The following is a 20085-nucleotide window of genomic DNA, read 5'->3' as shown; positions in this document are numbered from 1 at the left end:
AGTTAGGAAGGCGCGTTGCTTAGCACAAAGCACGGAGTTGGCGCGCAAACTGGCGGGCCTCTTCCTCGGGAAAGGGTTGCTTGAGCGACCGGTACAAACTGCCCTCAAACGTCATCTTGAAGTACTCCGCTGTCCTCCGGAACGGCACCTCAAACCCCTCCGGCAAGTCTCGGTCGGAGCCAACGGCGAGCAGGAACGCATGCTTGCCGGCCAGCTGGCGGCCTAGCTGCTTGTGCATGTCCGTAAGGTTCGTAAACCGGTCGAAGAATTGTTTCATTACCCCGCTCATGCTATACCAGTAGACCGGCGTGGCGAAAACAATGACTTGGTGCCCGAGCATTAGTTCAGCTAGCTGCTGAAAAGCGTCTTCGCTCGGATAGTCGTTCTGGTAGTTGTACGGCGCTACCGGCCAATCCAGCAGCTCAACGAGTACGTGTGGAACGTCGGTTAGTACCTGCTCTACCAGCCGGTGCGTGTCGCCGGCTTGGCGGGCGCTGCCAAGGAAAACCAAGGGTACAGTATCGGCGGATGCAGGTAAGGACACGGCGAAGGCTAGTAAGGAAGGCTTGCCAGGGGAAGAGCTGCAGGCAAGTGCACGCTAAAATACCAGGTCCAGGCAATGAACAATAGCTGCAGCGGAATCCGGAACCACAAGTAGCGCGGGCCGGGGCCATCGGTGGTGCCTTTTTGGTAGTTGATGTGGTGCATGGCTGCGTAGATGTTGCCGGGCAGTACCAACACAAAAAACGCAATCAGCAACCACCCGACCAGCGGCCGCAAAGCCGGTACGAGCAACCCCACGGCCGCTGCCAGCTCCACCACTCCCGTAAAATAAACCCACGCTTTGCGGCCGGGCAGCCACTCAGGCAGCATCAGTACCATGCCGTTGGTGAGGGCGAAATGCGCGGCGCCCGTAAACAGCAGCATCACGGCCATGGCTACGTTGCCGGCCAGCAGGAAATTCAGGCTGCCCCCGAACAAGCGGGTGGCGCCCAAGGCCAGCAGGAAAGCTCCAAGCAAGACGAATAAGGGTTTCATAAGCGTGTGGTAAGAAAAGAATGCTCCGCGCTTATTCGGCCAGCAGCGGCAATTGCACCCGAAACCAGCCCGCCTCGGTGGAAACGGTGACAGGGTGGGGCGCTTGCAATAGCTCGTAGCGGTGGCGCACGTTGGCTAAGCCCATACCCGTGCCGGGCGCCAAACCCGCCGTACGGGGGCGTAGCGTATTTTCCACCGTGAAATAGCCAGTACCGTCCGCCAGCAGGCGAAGCTCCAGCGGAAACTGCCGCGACGCCACATTGTGCTTCAGCGCGTTTTCAACCAGCAACTGCACGCTCAAGGGGGCCACGCGGGCTGTAAGGGCGGCGGGTGCCACCGTGGTCGTCACCCGGAGGTTGTCGCGGAAGCGGACTTTTTGTAGGGCTAAGTACGTGTCGACAAACGCTAGCTCCTCGGCCAACGACACAGTGGTTTTGTCGCGGGTAAGGAGCACGTAGCGGTACACGTCGGCGAGCTGCTCCACAAACTCTTGGGCAGGCTTGTTGCCCGGCTCGATAAGGGCTGAAAGTGTGTTCAGCGTATTGAACAGAAAGTGCGGGTCGAGTTGGCTTTGCAGGGCTTCGAGCTGGCTTTGGACCCCGGCACTCTGCAACTGCTCGGCCCGGCGCAGGTTCTGCTCCCACTGCCGAAAGAAATAAATCGTTTCGTAGAGCGTCAGCACGGCTAGCGTGGGAAACAAGTTGAAAAACGTGCCCGCCATCTGAGACTGGAAGTCCAGCCCAAAGTATTGGGGAAGTAGCCAGTGCAGCGGTAACCGGAGCAGTACCGTAGCCACACTGGTGCCTACCACCGACAACCCGGCTAGGCTCCAGAGACGCCGCTTGGTTTGATCTACGTGCGGCAGGCGCCGTAGCAGCCAGTTCCACAGGGTTCGGTTGCCAATCCAGAGGAAAGCCGTGAAATACAGTGAAATAGCCCAGCTGACAGAAAACAGCGGTACCGTCCAGGTCTGGTGATCCGGCGCCATGAGCAGCGTGATAATCAGGCTCAAAGAAGGAATGCCAAAGAGCAGGAGGCGACGGTCGTTCATAGTAGCGGGCAAGATACAGGCATTCCATAGCCACCGTACCGGCCGCTTGCCCACATTGCCGAAAGTCGATGGGTACAGAGCAAAGTGTCTCGGTGCACAGAAAGCGGATAGAGCGGGCCGAAGGGTTTATTTGACAGCAATCAGCGGTACGCCCTGCATGGCTTGCACATACAGCGCGGCCACGGCACCAGCATATAATGCGGCGCCAACCCATGTCAGGAGTGTGGCGCGCCGGGGCACGTACCGGCTCAGCCACCAGCCGAGCAACGGCACCAATTGTAGCGCGTGCAGCCCCAGGAAATGCGCAATGCGCAAGTCGCCGGCGCGGGTGCTCCAGCCCACACCGAGTAAGCCAGGGCCACCGTCGGCGGCTCCTACGGTGTGAGCTAAATTTCGGATCATGGCTCCACCTACGGCGCTGCCTACCAAAAACAGCAGCAACCCCAGCCGCACGCCCCACACGTAGCCCGCCGGGCCATGAGGCCGGTGTCGCCACACCAAATACACGGCCCACACAATCAGCACGGTGTTGAGCATGATGAATACGCCCATCAAGCTAAATAGCACGCCGTCAAGTGGCGAAGCAATGTTGTAGTGCGAGGTAGTGCCGCGGGCCGCCTGCAAAAAAACGATAATGATTTCAATCCCAATGGCTACCGCTACGCCCCAGCTAATCCGGCGTACCGCTCGTAGTGCGGCGGCCGGTAAATCGGCCAGTACCCAGCCCAGCCCCCAGAGGTAGATGATGTCCGAGAAAAGGAATTTCAGCGGCTTAATCCACGGATTCACGTTCGTTACCAGCCGCTCATCAAGCACTAAGCCTAGCAGGGCTCCCGGCAGCAGCAGCAGATGCAGCCACCCCGTCCACGACAACACCGGATTAGCGCGGTGCAACACCACAAGCCACGTGCGCACGGCGGCAAACGCCGACGATGAACCAGACTCAGTAACCCCATCAGCAGTGGGGGCAGCGGAAAAGGCGAGTGTTTTCATAGTTGAAAAGGGTAGGGTGGATTACAAAACCAAGTCACTAGCTAGCCAAGGCCGGGGCGGGGTACCAGCGCCGAAGCAGCGCGTACAGCAGCAAACCCAGCGGCCCGAAAAGGAAGGTGAGCAGCAGCGCCGGTACCAGCAGCAAGTGTGGTACTCCGCGTTTCTGCGCGTCGTGAGTTTCCCAGATGCCAATGCTCAGATCGAAGCAGAGGTAGTGCACCCAGCCCGCCAGCAACGCCCACGGGTCCCGGAAGAGGGCCGTTACCTCTTGCAAGGAACTGAAGCCGCCCTCACTGGCGCTGGCCCCGAGGTAGTGGCTGCCAATCAGTAAGACGTAGGCTACTGCCAGCACTAGTGGCAACGCACCACTGAGCACCAAGCGGCGCGTCAGCGACCAGCGTGGCGCTACCAGCAACAACACCCAGCCCACCATAGTAATGGGGTTGGCGAAAGCAAACAGAGAATCGGGGGTGATGGCCATAGGGAGGTGCGCTTAGTTGATGCCTCTAAACTACACGCTACCTGATGCCCTGGCACTCGTAAAAAGGGTGAACCAGCATTCATGGCTTATGAAGCGTAGCCTCTGGTCCGGTGAAGCGTAGGCTATGGTAAGCTCCAACAAGTAGGCTGCAATACAATTTCCCTCGTGTCTGGTCGTAACTTCGCGCCGTGGTACTGTTATTTCAATACAAGTGGCGGTCAGCTCTGCTGGCTTTAGGAGTAGGACTTAGTTTGCCCCAATCTCTGCAGGCAGGCACATCCGATTCGGCCGTGTACCAGCTCCACGACAGCGTAACGGTTCGGCAGCCCCACCGGCGGCCGGTGTTTCAACTCGACATTCGCAACTCCATTGTTAACCGCCGCTTTGTGTCGGTACCTGGGCTAAAGCTCGGAATTGAATGGCGGGGCCGGTTGCGGACCGGTATCGGGGTGTATCTGCTAAGCAATGGCATTCCCTCGCGCCAACCCATCCCAACGGAATTACCGGAAAACACCAAGGCAGAACTACGCCTGCGCTATGTGGCCGGCTACGGCGAGTACGTAGTGCTCGGCAATCCGCGCTGGGAAATAGCCACCCAGCTTCAGTTGGGCGTGGGCAAAACCTATGCCCACTACACCCTCCCCGACGATACCCGGGTTCGCTCGCCTAAACGGGTCATTTGGCTGGTCGAGCCTTCCTTGGCAGCCCAAATGCGTATTTACCGCTGGCTCGCGCTGGGCTCGGGGCTAGGCTGGCGGCAACCCGTGTTCGTCGATAACCTGACGCAGCGGGAACTGAACGGCCCTGTGTTCTACGGCCGCGTTAAGCTTTCTCTTGGCGACTTATACAAAGTGTTCCGGGGCCGCCAACGCCTCTTCACCCAGAAAGGTCTACGCCGCGCCGACTGGTAGTAACGGCTTCAGAAGCCTTCAGGATCAGCAGTGCTGAGCCAGACTTACGGGTGTGATTTGTGCCAACTGCAGCGGAGGAGTAGGCCGTGGCTCTGGCGGCACAGTATTGGCGCGACCCAGCGCAAATCCAAAAATAAAGGCCGTAAGGATAAGACAGGGTAGTAGATATTTTTTCATCAAGCGCTAACTATATACTACAGGTATAATGAAATTTAGTGAGCTTCAACAGTGTAGGAGCCCACATAACTTCGAACTAAGTTCAAGTTATGCGTTGCTGGCGGGTAAACTTATACATCCATAAAACTTATATGAAAAGCCAAGTCGTTTCCTTTTTAGATGCTATTATTTGGTTAATGCACGCCTGCATGTAAACATTTTGCGACACAAGTGGAAGGCGTAGGCAACCGAGGCGAAAAGAAGACATAGTCTATCCTGCGCAGCCGAAAACCGAAAAGCCCCAGCTCTGTCATGACGGAGCCGGGGCTTTTCGGTACTTAGGAATCTTTGGGGTAAGCTATTCCTCGGTTTCGGTGGCTTTGGGGAGGCTTTGCAAAGTAGCTCGTCGGTTGAGCTTACCGGAAGCCGTAGTACGAAACTCCCCGACGTATACCAGCTCGCGGGGCCGTTCGTATTTGCTTAGCCGCTTACGAAGCAAACTCAAAAGCTGCTGCTGCTGCGCTTCGGGCAGTGGTTCGCCTTCCAAGTACGCCGTTACCTGCTCGCCCAAGCGCGCATCGGGTTGGCCAGCTACAAACGCCCTACGGACGGGCAGGTTCAGTTCCAACAGCGCCACTTCCAGCACCTGCTCTACTTTCTCGGCCTGCACTTTCACCCCGCCACTATTTATCACGAAGTCCAGCCGGCCTAACCACTCAAATGTGTGAGGGTCTAGCAGCTTCACGTGGTCATTGGTCGTGATGAGCTGATTGTCGGTTACGTCGGCGCGCACGGTGAGGCAGCCACGGGCGTCCTGCCCGACGTGGATGCCGGGAAGCACGCGATACGCCGTGGTAAGGTCGGGGCCGTTGAGGCGGCGCAGGGCAATGTGCGAGGCCGTTTCGGTCATGCCGTACGTCAAGTACACGGGTACCGTTAGCTGCCGAATTTCTTTGGCCAAGCTCTGCTCCACGGCAGCCCCGCCCACCAAAATGGCTTTCATTTGGTTGAGGCGCGGGGCGTGCCCAGCCGCCAGCACCGCCCGTAGCTGCAAGGGCACAAACGAGGCAAACGTGAATTCTGCCTCGGCCGGTACCAGCGCGAAAGGGTCGGCTTGGGGCTCGACAATGGTGAGGTGCATACGCCGCTCGAAGCCGCGTACCAGCATCATCATGCCGCCCACAAACTCGCAGTTCAAGCATACCAGCATTCGGTCGCCGGGGCCAAGGTCGAAGTAGTCGCCGGTGCGGCGGGCCGAGGCTTCCAGCTGCTGGCGCTTCATCAGCACGGGCTGCGGCTGACCCGTAGAACCGCTGGTATGCAAGGCCACGTCCTGCGTGCCGTTCAGCCATTGCCGGCAGAAGTCGAGCACCTTGGCCTCGTAACCGTTCAAGTCGACGGGCGTAGTGGCCGGGTACTGCTGAATGTCAGTGTATCGGAATTCACGGCCATTAAGCAGCAGCGAATCGGGGAGTAGGTCGGAAGAAGAATTCATAAGAGTAGAAAGAAGTCAGCGAAGTAGCCAATCAGCCAGAATAAGAGGCCCTAACTGAGCAACCAGCGCTGGTAGGCTTTGGCCGAAGGTACCGTGAGCAAACACAATGCTAGTAGCAGCACACCGCACGCTATCAGTTCCAAGGGGCTGCGCGTAAAAACATAGGAAACTAGCAGCGGCAGCCCCAGCAGACTTAATAAGCTGTTGCGTAGCAGCATGCGACTCTGGTACACGCGCAAGTTCTGCTCGGCGGGCCGCCGCAAGTTAGGTGTTAGGCGCCGGGAAATCAGGTACAGAAGCACTCCTGCCAATGGTAGCAACGCGCCCAGCAGCAAGAGCAAAGGCCACGAGGCCAGGGCCGGCTGCGCTGAAGTTACTGCCGCTGCTTTATTGCCACCGGCCAGCACCAGCGCCCCCATGAGCAGAGCCTGGATGGAGTAATGCAGCCAGTGTCGCCAGCGGATACGCCGGATAGCTCGGTGAAAATCAGCGTCGGTCATGGCAGCAAAGAGGAGCCTGGCGGTTTATGGCGTTTGAAATAAACAAGCTAGCAAACAACCAATCAGCATACGAAGCTTCTGCCCGAAAGTCAGAAAAACCGGCGGACCCTTGATATTCAAAGGATTAAAACCGTATCTTATGCTGCTCACCAATCCCCACCGCCATGCAATACACCATCCCAACCCCATTTGTAGGCGTCCGAACCTTTGTTTTCCGGCGCTATATAACGCTCCGTTATCATTTCGTTTCGCCTGCAGCGGAGCTAGCTGCCAAAGCGGCCCGTCGGGCCCGCAAGCTGCGGAAGAAAGATGCCAAAGACGAACGTCTGCGTAATTTTTTCGGATGGTGTGAGGGGTGTGCAGCGTATGCATCAATATTCTAGAGAAATTACTTATAATACAAGAAACGCCGCCTGTAATTAGGCGGCGTTTCTTGTATTATAATGATTGTTTTTTTGCTGTCATAAGCCTGCTGGTTTCTGTTTGATATATATTTAAAATATAATTAGATAGATAATTGAATTTTGTATTGTTCTATAGATTCTCTAATTGTATTTACAAATAGCCAAAAATCAGTATTAGTAGTTGTTCTTCTTTTGCTGCGGCTATTTATACCATGGAGTGATGCGCGAAAAGAGGTTGTTAGCTCAAACTGCGCGCCGGCCTGACGTTTATTTTTGTTGATAATATTTTTAGGTAAGTTGCCGTCAAGCATATTTTGATTGGTAATGTAAGCATTAAAGCCAGCTCCCGACAATTGTGCTTCCAGTAATTCCTTAAATAGCCTATCCACACCTCCGATTAAGCATGCTTTATAGCCAATGCCGGTGCTTTCATTGGGTTGTTCATCAGTACAGCCATGAAAAGAGAGGCTGATAAGGCTGGTTTTTACTAATGCAGTAGCTACAGGGTCATTATAACGAGAAGCGGTTACATGTAATTTGCCATTTTCCTTGTTCGGATTAATGCCATTGAAAATAAAATAATCGTAAGTGTCCGATGTGGTGGGCTGACCATTGAAACCGTTGGTAAAGCCCGCAGTTGCTAGTGTCAGCTCCGTTGTACCACTTTCGATACTGCCACCATGAGGAGCCATGATAAATATTGAATTCTCCTCGTTGTAGTTTTTACCTGTTTCATAGCGCCGAAGGTGTCTGTACCATTCCGTGGTGAAATTAGTGCCTTCAACTTCGTTAGCATACAAGTCTGTCATGCTGCAATAAAAATCACGTCCTTCTGGCATAACTTTAAATTTTATGTGAGGGAGTAGACTCCAATTCGAGGCTGAATGGTTGTAGTGTAAATACTACTTATATCAGGTAGGGTATTTTTGTAAGTAGATGCATGATAATTAATTGAAACAACGATAGTGCTTTCTAGTATTATAATAAGTTGAGGCACTTGTGCATTGCTAAAAGGGTAGCACGAGTAATCCTGATGTTTACATTTTTTCGCCACATACCACTATCGTCCCATAATCAAGGGTAACTTGTTTATTAGGAAATTTTTCGTTTAATAAGTCGAATACTTCCTTCTTGATTTTATCTTTTGTGTTGCTGTCAGTTTTGCTCAAGGCTGCAACTACTGGTGCAGCTACATCATTCATAAAATTCCAATAATTGTCGCTGGTGCCGCAATTAAGTTTGCCGTCTATTCGCTTTTCTGTGATATGCGTAAAGCCAGCTTCAGCAAGCAAACCAGATAATAAACCAGGCGCTGCACAACGGAACATACCTGGTGCGCCCGGTGGGGGCTTAGGCAATTCCACGCTTTTATTAATTGTGCTGAGCGTGGTGGTAATCCATATATTTTTTTCGGGAGTACCCCACACAGCCGCGGCTATTCTTCCGCCTGGCTTAAGTACTCGGGCCATTTCCTTTGCAGCCATCAGCATGTCGGGGAAAAACATGAATCCAAAGCGGCAACTCACGGCATCGAACGTTTCGTCATCAAATGGTAATTCACAAACGTCGCACCTGACAAGTTCGCAATTCGTAATTTCCTTCTTCGAGGCGTTATCGCGGGCAACATCCAGCATGCCCTCCGCAAGGTCAGTTATTACAACTTTTCCATCCCTGACGATAGCGGCTATGGTTAGGCCCGGCTCGCCGGTACCAGCAGCAATATCAAGTACCGTATCAGTGGGCCTCAGCTGCAAGGAATTGATAATCTCAGTTCCCATCGGCCTTAGCCAGTCCATCGTAAAGTCGTCCCATTTGCGCCAGCCCGACGAAAACTTGTTCCAAGTTTCTTTCTGCTGCTCCCGAATTTGTTCTAGTTGTGCTTCCATAGGGCGGGGTTGGTTTGTGGTGATGCGTGGCGATACAGCCAAACTCCAGTCATGTATAGCCTAGCTACATGGTCGCCATCACTGTTCGATCCTAAAGGGCATAGCCTTATCTACTATTAATATAGTAAATACTTAATATTATAACAAGAGCGTGCCGATTTATTAAGCGTATAGTGCCTCTGCAGGCCGAAATACCGCTTTTTCAAACCCCAAAAGCCTACCCACGACAAAGGCGCTACCGCTCATAGGTGAAGCTTTTGCCATGGATAGGCAATACCTGAAAGTAATTGAAGCGCCACCTTTATCTGAAGGCAGCAAGGCCCACAACCAGTGGCAGGAGTTCGCAACTAATCGCCAGGCACCGGGTACAGCTGCCAAGGAATGTCGCGCCACGGGCTGTAGCGTGCCTCTATCAGGTAGCGCGCTGTTTCGGCAATGTGGTCGTGCATGTCATTGTCGGGTGCCCACATGATACGCCCGGCTACGAACCCAGCCGCGAAACTATCCCACGAATCATAGGTGCGTAGGGCCGCTTGAGTGGCATCATCAATGTACTGCCAAGCTTCCTCCCATGTCAAATAATCGTAGTCATAGCACCAGCGTGCCACGTTCACTTGGCGCGCATAATCCCAAGCGGCGACGTTGGTTACGGTGCGGTTCTTAAGAAAAGGATTGTCGACAAATAGTGCTTGCCAGTGCATCGGCTGGCTTTTCAGCTGGCTCTGGTATTTGTGGCGGTGTCCTTCCTCGCGGAGCCATTGCAGGATGTCAAGCGCTTCTTCCGTGTTGCTGATACCCCACCAGTCGGCCGTTGCAGCCTTTCGCTCAGCAAGCGGCTCGGGCTTGATGCGAGGTAACAGCTTAATTGGATTTGCGCCGACAAAAAATAGAATGGCGCCAGTGGCTAAGCCGCGTATTTCGGTAGCAGTAGGCTGCCGGGCCGTTTGGTCTAAGTCGAATTCAGATAAGTCCTGCGCGCCATATCGCCGGATATTCTCGTTTTCCAGCGCTATGGCGGCCATCTTTTTGCTATCCAGCATGGTGGCAATTGTGCGTAGCCATTCAAACATAAAGGAAAGAGTAGGGGTGTTATTCGGAATGCTAAGTGCTAGATCGTAAAGGTGCTAGGTCGATAAATAGCCCTTATCATGCCTTCGAGAAACTAGGCTGGTGCTTTTCAAGGAGGTTGTGCTTGCCTTTAGCTTTTCGGAGGAGCAGCGTAAACACTAGGCAAGGTCCCGGGCCATCATGGGGAGGATTTATTTCTCTGCGTACACTTCCTTGAGCTGCTTGGTCAAATAGTTAAACGAAAGGGGGATGTCGGTGCTTGGGTTACTGGTGTTGCCCTCGATAAAAATATGACCCTTGTAGTTCGCCTTTCTTAAAGCTCTTAAATAAGGTTTGAAATCATCGCCTTGCACACCTGGAAAAGAGCGGCTTTGTTTCTCGGCAATCTCGCAGTGGACTAGCAAATCCTTTGCGTCGATAATGCTTTGTGGCGATTCGCCTCCGCGCATCATGTGAAATATATCGGCGTTGAGCTTGAAGTTGGGATGGTTGACCGCACGTACAACCTCAGCGGCCGACTGTAGGCTAGTCAGAAAATTCGTTTCGGAAGCTTGAAGGCTTTCAATGGCAATCATTATCCGGTGCTTCTGAGCCGCAACAGCCAACTTGCGGCACAAGACCACAAAGTCGGCTTGGGCTTTTTGGGCATCGTAGCCTTCCGGAAGCCTGCGTGCGCCGCCGCTGCCCAAAACGATAACGGGTATACCGGCCTGCTGAGCTCTCGAAAAAACGCTGTCAGCATACGCTACTACCCTGGCATCGTCGACGGTAGGACCAGCAATTTTGATTTTACCGGTGAAGAGAATATTGCAGAGGTATACTTTGCACTTCGCCTTTTTTATGCGGGCAAGATTCAGCTTGAACTGTTCTTCCGATAAAGAAGGCGCAATCATGCGACCCACAGATTCGCCTAGCATTCGAAAACCGGCGGCGTATAGCAGGCTATCCTGCTCGATTGGTGCCACAAGGCCTATCTGCGGAATAGACTCTTTACTTGGGGCGAAGCTAAACGAAGCAGTGAGTGCAACGAAGAAGGCCAACACGGTTATGAATTTCATAGAACAGCTGTGTTTAGATGAATAGCATAAAGTAAATATAAAGTTGAGCCTTTGCGCTATCCGACTGATACGGCCGTAGGATATTGTCTATCACCTGTGTTCCGTTGGTGCTGGTTTGCAGCCTATATCTGCCTACACGACTGATTGAAGAAGCTCTTGCAGAGCGTATACAGTCGCGCTGGCGGGATACGTATTTAAGCTGCTTATTCTTCTTAAAATCAAAAGGCGCCATACCCGCCTGATGGGATATAGCGCCTTTCATGTATTCTGTGAATGCTAGCCGATTACGGAAACTTCGGAAACTTCGAGAAGTCGGGCTTGCGCTTTTCCAGGAAGGCATTCTTGCCTTCTTTGGCTTCCTCGGAAAGGTAATAAAGCAGCGTTGCGTTGCCAGCCAGTTCCTGAATGCCAGCCTGCCCATCGAGTTCGGCATTGAACGACGACTTGAGCATGCGCAGCGCCAGCGGGCTTTTCTCGAGAATCTTGTTGCACCACGCCACCGTGGTTTCTTCGAGCTGCTCCAGGGGCACTACTTTGTTTACGAGGCCCATGTCGAGGGCTTCTTGCGCGTTATACTGGTCGCAGAGGAACCAGATTTCGCGGGCTTTTTTCTGGCCCACCACGCGGGCGAGGTAGGAGGCCCCAAAGCCACCGTCAAACGAACCTACATTGGGGCCAGTCTGGCCGAAACGGGCGTTCTCGGCGGCAATACTCAGGTCGCAGACCACGTGCAGCACGTGGCCACCCCCGATGGCCCAACCGGCCACCATTGCCACCACTGGCTTGGGGATGGAGCGGATCAGCTTCTGCAAATCCAGCACGTTGAGGCGGGGCATGGCATCGTCGCCGACGTAGCCGCCGTGGCCACGCACACTCTGGTCGCCACCCGAGCAGAAGGCTTTGCCCCCCTCGCCAGTCAGGATAACCACGCCAATGTCGGTCCGGTCGCGACAGATGTGCATGGCTTCAATCATTTCCTGCACCGTCAGGGGCGTGAAGGCATTGTGGACCTGCGGGCGGTTGATGCTGATTTTGGCAATGCCGCCTGACTGCGTGAAGAGAATTTCGCGGAACTCTTTGATCGGAGTCCAAGTGAGTTGTTCGGCCATAAGAAGAAAACAAGGAGCTTATCTGTCATCCTGAGCTTGCGAAGGACCTTATACCCACAGAACAAATCGTAGTTACACCTGTCGTTCAATGGTGAGGAGGTCCTTCGCAAGCTCAGGATAACAAATGATTAGTGGGTTAGAGTTAAGCAAAGGCAACTTTTACTGCTGCGCGATACTGTTCGAAAAACTCGGCGTTGGTCTTGCTGTCGGTGGTAATTTCCAGCAAAGCCGCGCCGGTTTCCAATGCAAAGAAAACCGGTAACGCCGACTCTAGTTCGGCGAACGACGAAACTTCAAAGTATCGCAGTCCAAAGTCCCGAGCGGTATTTTCGGCAGTTAGCGTCTGGCGAGTCTCAAAGAACTCATCCAATTCGGGCTGCTGGCGCGGCCCATCGATGATGCGGAAGATGCCGCCCCCATGGTTGTTGAGTAGTACCACCCGCAGGTTGGGGGTAGGATAGTTGTGCCAGAAGGCGTTGCGGTCGTAGAAGAAGGCCACGTCCCCGGTCAGCAACACAACGGGCCGCTCTGGATCTGCCAAAGCCGCCCCAACTGCTGTGGAGTTGCAGCCATCAATACCGCTGGTGCCCCGGTTAGCGAATACTTCTATGTGTAATTCGCTAGGCAGCCCGAGGATATTGGCGTAGCGCACTGCCATGCTGTTGGCAAGGTGCAACGCCGTGCGGTCGGGCAGGGCTTGCAGGCAGCGGTATATGGCCGTAAACTCGTTGAACGGCTGAGTGGGTTGCTGCATAAATGCCTGTAGAAAATCGGTAGCTCGGTTTTCTGCCGCCAGCCATGGCTTTAGGTATTCTGCTCTTGCTGAAGATAGTGCCTGCTGCAGTTGGCCGTTGCTGGACCGGGTTGGGGAGCCAGTCGGAAGCAGAGGCGTTGCTACCCGGGTGGCATCTGGTGCAGCGGTGTGGCCAGGCAAAGCAAGAGGTGCATCAAGAGCCTCTGCAGCTTCTGTACTAGTCTCCGCACTGCGCGCTTCCTCTACTAACAAGGAAGCAAAAAAGTCGGCTGGCTCCATCGGTACCACTTTCGTCAGTGATTGGAAGGTATCGGCTGCGGCACCGGCTGGCTGGACGTGCCAATGTTGGGCGGGCTGTGCATTGCGCAGGTAGAGCTTAAGCGCCTTAGAGATAAGTGACTGCCCGAAGGTGATAAGCAGCTCTGGTTTCAGAGCCTCCTTCAGTTGCTGGTCCGGCGTAGCCATAAGTAAGTCTTGGCGGCCAAATGGACGGGGACTTTGCTCCTTGCCAGACACAGGCAGGTGCAGGTTGGCAATCAAATCACCCACCACGGGCACCTGGAAAGTAGCCGCAAACTGGCGTAGCACCACCAATAGCTCCGCATCGGCAGGATGCTGACCGGCTACTACCAGCACGCGACCAGCGCTCCGAATAGCGTCGAGCAGTTCGCGTAGTACAGCTGCGCTCAACTGTGGTCGGGTGGGTAGCTCGCGCGTGGCTTTCACCTCCTGCTCGTACCGGATTTCCTCGCCCTGCTTTGGGTAGAAAGGCTCTCGCAACGGCACGTTCACCTGCACTGGTCCGGCGGGTCCGACCTGCGCCAGGTTGATGGCCTCGTTAACAATGCGCGCCGCGTGCCATTTGGCGTGCGCGTGCGTGGTATCAACCGGAAACTCGAACGCGCCTTTGGCGTGGGCGCCATACAGATTGTGCTGGCGGATGGTCTGGCCATCGAGCTGATCTATCCACTCCGGGGGACGGTCGGCGGTGAAAACGACCAGCGGAATATGCTGGAAATAAGCTTCTGCTACGGCTGGCGCGTAGTTGAGGCCCGCCGTGCCCGACGTGCACACCAATACCACCGCCCGCCGCTGTGCCTGCGCCATTCCTAACGCAATGAAGGCCGCCGCCCGCTCGTCGGTTACCACCCGCACCCGCAAATCGGGGTGGCGGGCGAAGGCCAGCGTCAGCGGGGCCGAGCGGGAGCCAGGCGACAGCACCACGTCTGTAATGCCATGCCGGGCGCAGATTTCAGCAATATTATGAACAGCCTGCATAAAGTAGCTTAGTAGTAGAGCAATGAAGTGATGGAGGTAAAAGCTGGCCGCTGCTGCATGCTGAGTTACTTACGCAGATCCTGCTCTTCCTAGCTTATACATTCGACGAAACCATAGGGTATAAAACCGCCCCGGCGGTGGTTAGCTTCAATTCGGTTTCTTGCCATTCACGATCTGGGTCGGAGTCGACGGTGAGGCCGGTGCCGGCGTAGAGAATGGCCTCAGTAGGTCGCAGCTGGAGGCAGCGCAGGTTTACGTAAAGCCGCGAGACGCCGGCCACCGGCAAGTTCACAGGGCCTAGGAAGCCGCTATAATAGGCTCGGTCGTAGCCCTCGTGCCGATGCAGAAAATCCAAGGCTGCCTGTTTGGGCATGCCGCCCACGGCCGAGGTGGGGTGCAGCAACCGCAGCATATCGGTGCCCAAATTCGGGAACGGCACTTGGCGCAGGTTGACCTCGAAATCAGTGCGTAAGTGGAGCAGTTCGCCCGCTGCCACGGTACGGGGCCCGGTTTCGTCGTATTCGCGCAGCCGCAACTGCTTGAAGCAACTCACGATATAGCGGGCTACCAAGGCTTGCTCTTCGATTTCCTTTTGCCGCCAAATAGCCGTGTTGGGAGCCTGCCCGTGAACGAGAGGCTGCGTGCCGGCCAGAGCCATGGTGCGGAACGTACCGTCGGCCGTTACTTCGGCCAGTACCTCGGGCGTAGCGCCTAGCCAAGTGCCTACGCCCGGCACGCTCACCAACGACACGAATGCCTGCGGGTATTTTTCGCATAGGTCGGCAAAAGCTACCAGCGGGTCGAAGCCCGACGGCAAGGGCCAGCGGGCCGCCCGCGACGACACCACTTTCCCCAAGATCTTCGCCTCAATGGCAGCCACACCGGCGCGAACCAGCGCCGAGTACTCGGCCTTGGTGGCGGCGTGCGGAACCGGCTGCGTACTGTAAGGCCACACCAACGGCTCGACGGGCGTAATGGCGAGCCAGGCTGTTAGCGCCGGAACCAGCGACCGGGCCGCTGGCGCAACTGCTACTGTATTGGGTTGGGCGGTGTCGAACAGCACATCAGCAGGCAGAAACAGGGCCGGGTTGTGGTCGGAGTCGCGGAAAGGGAAAAAGGCGAAGCCGGCCGGGGCAGTAGCATCAAGGGCAGGGGGGAGGCCCGTATACGCAGCTTCTAATGTGCGAGCTACCACAAGGCGCGGGTGCGTTGTGCCTGGCTCGCGCCACACGGCCAGCGGCCGGCCGGTGCGCAATGCCCCCGTTACAAGGTGGCGCAGCCGGGCCGAGGGGTTCAGGTCCATCGTGGCCACCGGCCAGGGCAGCTGCCGAAGTTCGTTGGGTTGGTTCATGCTTGCGGCTGGGCCGCGGGAGGTAAGTCGACAACGGCCATGGTAATGCGGCTGATACAAACCAGCGCGCCAGTTTCTTCGTGCGTGATGCGAATTTCCCACACCTGTGTGCTACGGCCTACGTGCAGAGCGGTAGCATGCCCCACCACGTACCCCGATTTCACGCCTTTCAGGTGATTAGCATTGATTTCCAGCCCTACGCAGGCTTTTTTGCGTATATCTACCTGCAGGGTAGCCCCGATGCTGCCTAGCGTTTCGGCTAGGGCAACGGAAGCACCCCCGTGCAATAGGCCCATGGGCTGGTGAGTGCGGTGGTCGACGGGCATACGGCCAGTTATCGTCCGCTCACCCACTGCCGTTATCTCGATGCCAAGATGTTCACCTAAGGTGTTCTTAGCCCACGCGTTGATTTGGGCAGGATCGGTAGGGAATTGTGCCATATGCAATGAAAAAGTGTAGCATTGGGGCTTGTAAGGCCAGAAGCAACAATACTTTTAAAGGATAAACAGCAAAGCTAGCCGGAAAGTGAGCGTCAAAAAAATATACCTAATCCGCCACGGCCAGACCGACTACAACGTGCAAAACATTGTGCAGGGCAGCGGCGTCGACTCCGACTTAAACGAAACCGGCCGGCGACAGGCCGAGCAGTTTTTCGCAGCCTATCAACACATGCCGTTCGACAAAGTCTATACGTCGGTACTGCGTCGTACTCACCAATCGGTGCGGGGCTTTCTGGAAATGGGTTTGCCGCACGAGCAAACCACGGCCCTCAACGAGATTAGCTGGGGCGTGCGCGAGGGCACCCGCATCACCGCCGAAGAAGATGCCGAATACCAGGGCGTGCTCGACCAGTGGGACCGAGGTGAAACCCACGCCCGCCTCACCGGCGGCGAGAGCCCCGACGAAGTAGCCGCCCGGCAGCGCCCTTTCATTGAATTGCTGAAAAACCGCCCCGAAGAAGAAAACGTGCTGGTGTGCATGCACGGGCGCGCCATGCGGGTGCTGCTCTGCCAACTGCTTAATTATCCGCTGAGCCGGATGGACGCCTTCGAGCACCGCAACCTGTGTTTGTATAAGTTGCACTACACCGGCTCTATGTTCACGGTGCGCAACTTCCTGGATGTAGCCCACCTCCAATAAATGCGCATCGTGGGCCAGCTTGGTAAAGCTGGTTCTGCTGTTCTTTCGCTTAGTTGCTTAAACAAAACAACTCCATTGCATTTCCAATTATCAACTAGGATGCTTTTGCCAGTTGCCGCCTTGCGTCGGTTGTTGCTGCTGTTGCTGCTGAGTGGCAGTGTGGCTGGTGTTGCGCAAAAAGCGCCGGTACCCGTTGGGCTAGGCTGGGCGCGCAACAACGTGAACGGGGCTGTGTTCCGCAAAAACTCCGTAGTGACGCACAAGCAAACGCAGTACACGGCCTTCTATGATTCGGTGGGCTACGTTGTGCTGGGTCGGCGCACGTTGCCAGCCGGGGCTTGGCAAGTGCAGCGTACGCACTACCAAGGCAAGGTGTCGGACGCGCACAACATTATTAGCTTGATGGTGGATGGCGCGGGCTATCTGCATCTGTCCTTCGACCACCACGGCAACCCCTTGCGGTACTGCCGCAGCGTGGCGCCCAATTCGCTGGAGCTAACCGACCTGCTTCCCATGACTGGTAAGCAGGAATCGAACGTGACGTATCCGGAGTTTTATCGGTATCCCGACGGCGACTTACTATTCGTGTACCGCGACGGAAGTTCCGGCAATGGCAACATGGTGCTCAACCGCTACAGCACCAAAAGCAAGCAATGGACGCGGCTGCACGACGTACTAATTGACGGCGAAGGCCAGCGCAATGCCTACTGGCAAGCCACGCTCGATGCCCGCGGCACCATCCACGTTTCGTGGGTGTGGCGCGAGTCGCCGGATGTGGCTTCCAACCATGATATGGCTTACGCCCGGTCTTTAGATGGGGGCAAAACCTGGCAGAAAAGCACGGGCGAGGTTTATAAACTGCCCATCACTGAAAAAACCGCCGAGTATGCCTGCCGCATTCCGCAGCGCAGCGAATTGATCAACCAAACTTCTATGGTGGCCGACGCGCAAGGCAACCCCTACATTGCCACGTACTGGCGACCTGCTGGTTCCACGGTGCCTCAGTACCAACTCATTTATCTGGCCAACAAGCAGTGGCGCGTGGCGCAAGTTGGGCAGCGCACCACGCCTTTCAGCTTGAGCGGCGCCGGCACCAAGAAGATTCCGATTTCTCGCCCTCAAGTGCTGGTGGGCAACAGCAAAAGCAACCCGCCTGTGTACGTGCTATACCGCGACGTTGAGCGGCAGGATCGGGTTTCGATAATGCAGTGCACCGACTTAAGTAAAAACCAATGGACTACGAAAGACCTCAATGCTGAGCCCGTTGGTAATTGGGAGCCGAGCTACGATACTGAGCGCTGGGTGCAAGCTGGCCGCCTGAATTTGTTTGTACAGCGTACCGGCCAAGGCGACGGCGAAACGCTGGAAAAGCTGGCGCCGCAGCCCGTTTATATTCTCGAATGGGCTCCCTGATTTGCTTGCTGTCGAAAGCACACGAATATTGCCTTAGAGAATTGATGCCCATCAGCTAATTCGAGCTGCAAAACCCTGGCTTAAGCTAGGTGGTATGCATAATCCTGAGTTTCCTAATTGCCCAGCGGTTTGCACCGCCGGATTTTCGGGCTAATTTTGACGCCCACTCATTTCAACAGCAGAAGCAGATGGCCGAAATCATAAAAATGCCCAAAATGAGCGACACAATGACGGAGGGCGTCATTGCTACTTGGCTCAAGAAGGTAGGCGACAAAATAAAATCCGGCGACGTGCTGGCCGAGGTAGAAACCGACAAGGCCACGATGGAGCTGGAAAACTACGAAGATGGCACCCTGCTCTATATCGGCCCGAAAGAAGGCGAATCGGTAGCCGTAGATGGTATTTTGGCCATTGTAGGTAAAGAAGGCGAGGACTTTTCGGGCTTGCTATCTGGTGGCCAAGGCGGTGCCCCTGCGGCGGCTGAGGCGCCCAAAGCCGAAGCAGCTCCTGCACCTCAGGCCCCTGCTGCCCCGGCTCCCGCGCTAGAACCAGTGGCCACTCCGGTTTCTGCACCTGTAGTGGCTGCGCCTGCGGCTCCGGCCGGCAACGGCAAGAAAGCCACCGTGGTGCGGATGCCCAAAATGAGCGACACCATGACCGAAGGCACTATTGCCTCTTGGTTGAAGAAAGTGGGTGACAAAGTGAAGTCTGGCGACGTGCTGGCCGAGGTAGAAACCGACAAGGCCACGATGGAGCTGGAAAACTACGAAGATGGCACCCTGCTCTATATCGGTCCGAAAGACGGTGAGGCTATTGCCGTAGACGGCGTGCTGGCCATAATCGGCGAAGAAGGAGCCGACGTGCAAGCCCTGCTCGGTGGACAGAGTGGCGGTAGCGCCGCCCCGGCGGCTGCCCCAGCACCAGAAGAGGCTGCTCCGGCTGCTACGGCCCCCGCCGCTGCTACCACTACCCAGCAACCCGCTGGTGGTCGTTTGCTGGCCTCGCCGCTGGCCAAGAGCATTGCCAAAGAAAAAGGCATCGACCTGAACACCATCAAAGGGTCTGGCGAAAACGGCCGCATCATCTCCCGCGACCTGGAGAGCGTGCAGCCTAGCGCCGCTCCCGCAGCTCAGCCTGCTGCAACTCCTGCTGCGCAGCCGGCTGCTGCTCCCCAGGCCGCTCCGGCGGCCCCATCCGCGCAGCCAGCACCACAAGCTGCCGCTAGCGCGCCTGCCTCGCAAGACTATACCGACACGCCTGTGTCGCAGATGCGCAAGGTTATTGCCCGCCGCCTCTCCGAGAGCTTGTTTACCGCTCCGCATTTCTATCTGACGATGGAAATTCTGATGGACCGGGCTATGGAAGTACGCACCCAGCTTAACGCCCTGTCGCCGGTGAAGCTTAGCTTCAACGACTTGGTGATTAAAGCCGCTGCAGTAGCTCTGAAGCAGCACCCCGCCGTAAACTCCTCGTGGCTTGGCGACAAAATTCGTCAGAACAAGGTGGTCAACATTGGCGTGGCGGTAGCTGTAGACGAAGGCCTACTAGTGCCCGTGGTGCGCAACGCCGACGGCAAAGGCCTCTCGACCATTGCCACCGAAGTGAAAGAACTAGCCGGAAAGGCGAAGAGCAAGAAGCTGCAACCCGCCGAGTGGGAGGGAAGCACCTTCACCATCTCGAACCTAGGCATGTTCGGCATCGACGAATTCACCGCCATCATCAACCCACCGGATGCGTGCATCCTGGCTGTGGGTGGCATCAAGCAAACCGCTGTGGTGAAAGATGGTGCGCTGACTATCGGCAACATCATGAAAGTAACGCTCAGCTGCGACCACCGCGTAGTAGACGGTGCTACCGGTGCCGCCTTCCTGCAAACGCTGAAAAGCTTGCTCGAAGACCCCATGCGCATGCTGATCTGATAAAAGGTCGACAGTACATGCATTCTAAAAAACCAGCCTGCAAGGGCTGGTTTTTTTATTTATTCACTTTCTTGAGAAAT

The 20085-nt window shown here is 55.6% G+C and carries 19 protein-coding genes; 4 read left to right on the top strand and 15 right to left on the bottom strand.

Translation table 11 applies throughout. The annotated features are described in order from the left end of the window. Window positions 1-19: 19 nt before the first annotated feature. The 5 genes from P1X16_RS12905 to P1X16_RS12885 all read right to left on the bottom strand — a co-directional run bounded on the left by P1X16_RS12905 (window position 20) and on the right by P1X16_RS12885 (window position 3563). Window positions 20-544, bottom strand: coding sequence for an NAD(P)H-dependent oxidoreductase (locus tag P1X16_RS12905; protein WP_277229300.1), 525 nt, complete (start codon window positions 542-544; stop codon window positions 20-22). Window positions 545-552: 8 nt separating this feature from the next. Continuing rightward, complete coding sequence (locus tag P1X16_RS12900) at window positions 553-1038, bottom strand: DoxX family protein (RefSeq protein WP_277229299.1); 486 nt, start codon at window positions 1036-1038, stop codon at window positions 553-555. A 31-nt stretch (window positions 1039-1069) separates the two neighbouring features. Beyond that, window positions 1070-2089 (bottom strand): histidine kinase, encoded by a 1020-nt coding sequence (locus P1X16_RS12895; RefSeq protein ID WP_277229298.1) that lies wholly within the window; start codon window positions 2087-2089, stop codon window positions 1070-1072. A gap of 126 nt (window positions 2090-2215) precedes the next feature. Next, window positions 2216-3082, bottom strand: a complete 867-nt coding sequence (locus P1X16_RS12890) for a hypothetical protein (RefSeq protein WP_277229297.1) — start codon at window positions 3080-3082, stop codon at window positions 2216-2218. A 37-nt stretch (window positions 3083-3119) separates the two neighbouring features. Continuing rightward, window positions 3120-3563 carry an ABA4-like family protein gene (locus P1X16_RS12885; protein ID WP_277229296.1) on the bottom strand — a complete coding sequence of 148 codons (444 nt, stop codon included), beginning with the start codon at window positions 3561-3563 and terminating at the stop codon, window positions 3120-3122. Window positions 3564-3814: 251 nt separating this feature from the next. Here P1X16_RS12885 and P1X16_RS12880 point away from each other — a divergent pair, with 251 nt between their 5' ends. Further along, window positions 3815-4474, top strand: a complete 660-nt coding sequence (locus P1X16_RS12880; protein ID WP_277229295.1) for a hypothetical protein — start codon at window positions 3815-3817, stop codon at window positions 4472-4474. 514 nt (window positions 4475-4988) lie between these two features. Here P1X16_RS12880 and P1X16_RS12875 read toward each other — a convergent pair. The 10 genes from P1X16_RS12875 to P1X16_RS12830 all read right to left on the bottom strand — a co-directional run bounded on the left by P1X16_RS12875 (window position 4989) and on the right by P1X16_RS12830 (window position 15973). Next, window positions 4989-6125, bottom strand: coding sequence for an AMP-binding protein (locus P1X16_RS12875; RefSeq protein WP_277229294.1), 1137 nt, complete (start codon window positions 6123-6125; stop codon window positions 4989-4991). 50 nt (window positions 6126-6175) lie between these two features. Then, entirely contained in the window at window positions 6176-6625 is a 450-nt protein-coding gene (locus P1X16_RS12870) for a hypothetical protein (protein WP_277229293.1), read from the bottom strand. A 505-nt stretch (window positions 6626-7130) separates the two neighbouring features. Then, entirely contained in the window at window positions 7131-7868 is a 738-nt protein-coding gene (locus P1X16_RS12865) for a poly-gamma-glutamate hydrolase family protein (protein ID WP_277229292.1), read from the bottom strand. Window positions 7869-8066: 198 nt separating this feature from the next. Continuing rightward, window positions 8067-8915 (bottom strand): class I SAM-dependent methyltransferase, encoded by an 849-nt coding sequence (locus P1X16_RS12860; RefSeq protein WP_277229291.1) that lies wholly within the window; start codon window positions 8913-8915, stop codon window positions 8067-8069. Window positions 8916-9262: 347 nt separating this feature from the next. Further along, window positions 9263-9985 carry a DUF1266 domain-containing protein gene (locus P1X16_RS12855; protein WP_277229290.1) on the bottom strand — a complete coding sequence of 241 codons (723 nt, stop codon included), beginning with the start codon at window positions 9983-9985 and terminating at the stop codon, window positions 9263-9265. Window positions 9986-10174: 189 nt separating this feature from the next. Beyond that, complete coding sequence (locus P1X16_RS12850) at window positions 10175-11041, bottom strand: sugar phosphate isomerase/epimerase family protein (RefSeq protein ID WP_277229289.1); 867 nt, start codon at window positions 11039-11041, stop codon at window positions 10175-10177. A 284-nt stretch (window positions 11042-11325) separates the two neighbouring features. Beyond that, window positions 11326-12150 carry a 1,4-dihydroxy-2-naphthoyl-CoA synthase gene (menB, locus tag P1X16_RS12845; protein WP_277229288.1) on the bottom strand — a complete coding sequence of 275 codons (825 nt, stop codon included), beginning with the start codon at window positions 12148-12150 and terminating at the stop codon, window positions 11326-11328. Between the two features lie 142 nt (window positions 12151-12292). Beyond that, window positions 12293-14182, bottom strand: a complete 1890-nt coding sequence (gene menD, locus P1X16_RS12840; protein ID WP_277229287.1) for a 2-succinyl-5-enolpyruvyl-6-hydroxy-3-cyclohexene-1-carboxylic-acid synthase — start codon at window positions 14180-14182, stop codon at window positions 12293-12295. A gap of 94 nt (window positions 14183-14276) precedes the next feature. After that, complete coding sequence (locus P1X16_RS12835) at window positions 14277-15533, bottom strand: chorismate-binding protein (RefSeq protein ID WP_277229286.1); 1257 nt, start codon at window positions 15531-15533, stop codon at window positions 14277-14279. Next, window positions 15530-15973 (bottom strand): hotdog fold thioesterase, encoded by a 444-nt coding sequence (locus P1X16_RS12830; RefSeq protein WP_277229285.1) that lies wholly within the window; start codon window positions 15971-15973, stop codon window positions 15530-15532. The genes P1X16_RS12835 and P1X16_RS12830 overlap by 4 nt, the downstream gene beginning before the upstream one ends. 85 nt (window positions 15974-16058) lie before the next feature. Here P1X16_RS12830 and P1X16_RS12825 point away from each other — a divergent pair, with 85 nt between their 5' ends. The 3 genes from P1X16_RS12825 (at window position 16059) to P1X16_RS12815 (ending at window position 20005) form a co-directional block, all read left to right on the top strand. After that, the gene (locus P1X16_RS12825; RefSeq protein ID WP_277229284.1) at window positions 16059-16673 is read left to right on the top strand and encodes a histidine phosphatase family protein; all 615 of its coding nucleotides are present in this window, start codon (window positions 16059-16061) and stop codon (window positions 16671-16673) included. Window positions 16674-16772: 99 nt separating this feature from the next. Beyond that, window positions 16773-18086, top strand: a complete 1314-nt coding sequence (locus tag P1X16_RS12820; RefSeq protein ID WP_277229283.1) for a BNR repeat-containing protein — start codon at window positions 16773-16775, stop codon at window positions 18084-18086. Window positions 18087-18274: 188 nt separating this feature from the next. Next, window positions 18275-20005 carry a pyruvate dehydrogenase complex dihydrolipoamide acetyltransferase gene (locus tag P1X16_RS12815; RefSeq protein WP_277229282.1) on the top strand — a complete coding sequence of 577 codons (1731 nt, stop codon included), beginning with the start codon at window positions 18275-18277 and terminating at the stop codon, window positions 20003-20005. Window positions 20006-20085: the final 80 nt, after the last annotated feature.

Origin of the sequence: Hymenobacter sp. YC55, assembly GCF_029433095.1 — a bacterium.
GTDB lineage: Bacteria > Bacteroidota > Bacteroidia > Cytophagales > Hymenobacteraceae > Hymenobacter.
The sequence above is the reverse complement of the archived record's forward strand: the minus strand, read 5'-3'. Positions and strand labels throughout refer to the sequence as shown.